Origin of the sequence: Actinophytocola sp. (assembly GCF_036002505.1) — a bacterium.
Lineage (GTDB): Bacteria > Actinomycetota > Actinomycetes > Mycobacteriales > Pseudonocardiaceae > DASYTH01.
On record NZ_DASYTH010000429.1, the window covers coordinates 1 to 2516 of the forward strand.

1 protein-coding gene and 1 pseudogene are annotated in these 2516 nt (G+C 68.6%); both read left to right on the forward strand.

The genetic code is table 11. The features are described from left to right. The first annotated feature begins 186 nt into the window (after positions 1–186). Positions 187–1953 (forward strand): IS1634 family transposase, encoded by a 1767-nt coding sequence (locus VGR06_RS38615; protein ID WP_327564191.1) that lies wholly within the window; start codon positions 187–189, stop codon positions 1951–1953. Positions 1954–2219: 266 nt separating this feature from the next. Beyond that, positions 2220–2516 (forward strand): annotated as a pseudogene (locus tag VGR06_RS38620) (hypothetical protein); the annotation flags it as partial.

Sequence of the window (2516 nt, forward strand, 5' to 3'; positions counted from 1 at the left end):
TGATCGAGGCGGCGCAGGTCGTTCCACACTTCTCGGCGCACCACGTCCAGCGCCTTGGTGGCTAGCCCGAGTTTCCGATGGTGCTGGGGTTCTGGCGGGTGTCCGCCGAGTGACCTGACGCGTTTTCCCTGGTGACACGCCGGTTCGGTGGTTGACCGTAGCGTCGATCCGGCCTATGACCTAAATATGGCCAGTTTGTACAAGAAGGTGGTCCACGGCCGGCCGTACTGGTACCTGCGCGAGATGGGCTGGGTGGACGGCAAACCGAAGATGGTCTCCGAGCGGTACCTGGGCACCGCGGCGGAGGTCGAGGCGCTGCTGGAGGCCCGCGAACAGGCGATGCTGCCCGCACGGACCCGGCACCTGGAGTTCGGGGCGGTGGCCGCGGTGTGGGGGCAACTGGCCGATCTGCGGGCGGCCGAGCTGATCGACGCCGCCGTCGGACCCGGGCCGTCCGGGCTGCCGCTGTCGGTGGGCACCTACCTGGTGCTGGCGGCGCTGAACCGGGTCGTCGACCCGTGCTCCAAGCGTGGCTTCGCCGAGTGGTGGCGCACCACCGCGGCGGACCGGTTCACCAAGATCCCGGCCTCGGCGCTGGACCACCGGCGGTTCTGGGACGCGATGCACGCCGTGCCGGTCGACGCGTTGGCCGGAATCGAGGAGCAGCTGGCGCTGGCCATGACCGAGCGGTTCGGGCTGGACACCAGCTCGGTGGCCCTGGACATGACCAACTTCGCCACCTTCATCGACACCGGCAACACCGCCGCGCCGATCGCCCAGCGCGGCAAAGCGAAACAGAAACGATCAGACCTGCGCCTGGTCGGGCTCGGCCTGGTCGTCACCCGCGCCGGCGGCATCCCGCTGCTCTCCCACGCCTACCCGGGGAACAAGCCCGACGTCACCCAGTTCCCAGCCATGATCGCCACCCTCGCCGGCAGGCACGCCGCGCTGGCCGCCGCAACCACCACCACCGAGACCGAGACCGAGACCGAGACCGAGACCGAGACCGAGACCGTGGCGCACACGGCGACGGATATGACGGTGGTCTTCGACGCCGGGCAGAACTCCGAGGCGAACTTCGCGCTGCTGGCCGACACCCGCCTGCGCTACGTCGGCTCGGTGCCCGCCTCGGACTGCCCGGACCTGCTCGCCCTACCCGCCAGCGCCCGCAGCCTGGTCGATGCCGACCGCTACGGCGGCCTGACCGGCTACGACACCCGCCGGGTGGTCTACGGCGCCGAACGGCGCACCATCCTCACCCACTCACCCGAGCTGCACGAACACCAGGCCCGCGGCTTCGACGGCACCACCCTGGCCAAGGCCGGCCGGCGTCTGGACGAGCTGGCCGCCACCCTGGCCCGCGGCAAGACCCGCCGCCCCCGCGGCAAGGTGGAGGCCGAGATCGCCGCCATCACCCGCGACGCCTGGACCCGGCGCGTCATCGACTGGCGCCTCGACGGCGACAAGCCCGCGGACCTGCGCCTGACCTGGAGCATCGACACCGCCGCCCGCGCCGCCCTGGAAGAACAGATCTTCGGCAAACACGTCCTCATCACCGACCACGACGACTGGGCCGTCGCCGAGGTCGTCGCCGCCTACAGGTCCCAGTCCGAGGCCGAGTTCTCCTTCCGGCAACTCAAAGACACCCACCTCGTGTCGTTCTCACCCATGCACCACTGGACCGAACACAACATCCGGGTGCACACCTTCACCTGCGTCCTCGCCCTGCAGATCGCCCACCTGCTCCGGCTGCACGCCGAGCGTGCCGGGCTACACCTGTCGGTGCGCGAACTGCTGCGTCACCTCACCGGCATCGAAGAGACCGTCCTGCTCTACCAAGGCGAACGGGGCCGCCCCAAGGCACGCCGCATGCTCACCGATACCACCGACCTGCAAGACCAGCTCAGCCAGATCTACCGACTCGACCGCTGGGCACCACCAGTTAGGTCATAGGCGCACACAACCACCAAACCCCTTACCCGCAAGGCGAAACTCCCTCCCAACACCATGATCATCGGAAACTCGGGCTAGGGCTAACACCAACGCCGCTGCATTCGGCCACCGAGACTGACCGTACATGCGGTTAGTGCATGGTGACGCACGCCACATCCGGATGTCAATGAGTTGGCTTTTGGGCCCGACCGCCAGCACCCTTCGGCGAATCGCGAATCCCCAGGCGGGCGGCTGCGCTCGCGAGTCCCCGTGACAACAGGAAGCGCATGCAGCGCCGGTGGGCTGACGACCGTGTGTGCGTTCACGAGACGGATCAGCTCGAGGTCGCCCGACTCGCAGGCGAGGAATCAAAGGCGGCGGGGGCTGAACTTCGCCAGCGCTACTTCATCAAGGTGCGTGACGTCGTACAGGCAGGCACTGACGCGGGCGAGTTTCGGACGGTCGATGCCGGCCTCGACACCCTGCTGATGTGCGGATCCGCGCAGTGGGCCTGGACCTGGTTCCGGCCGACCGGGTCGCAGCCGGCCGACCGGGTCGCCGGCTCGTTCGTGGACCTTGTTCTC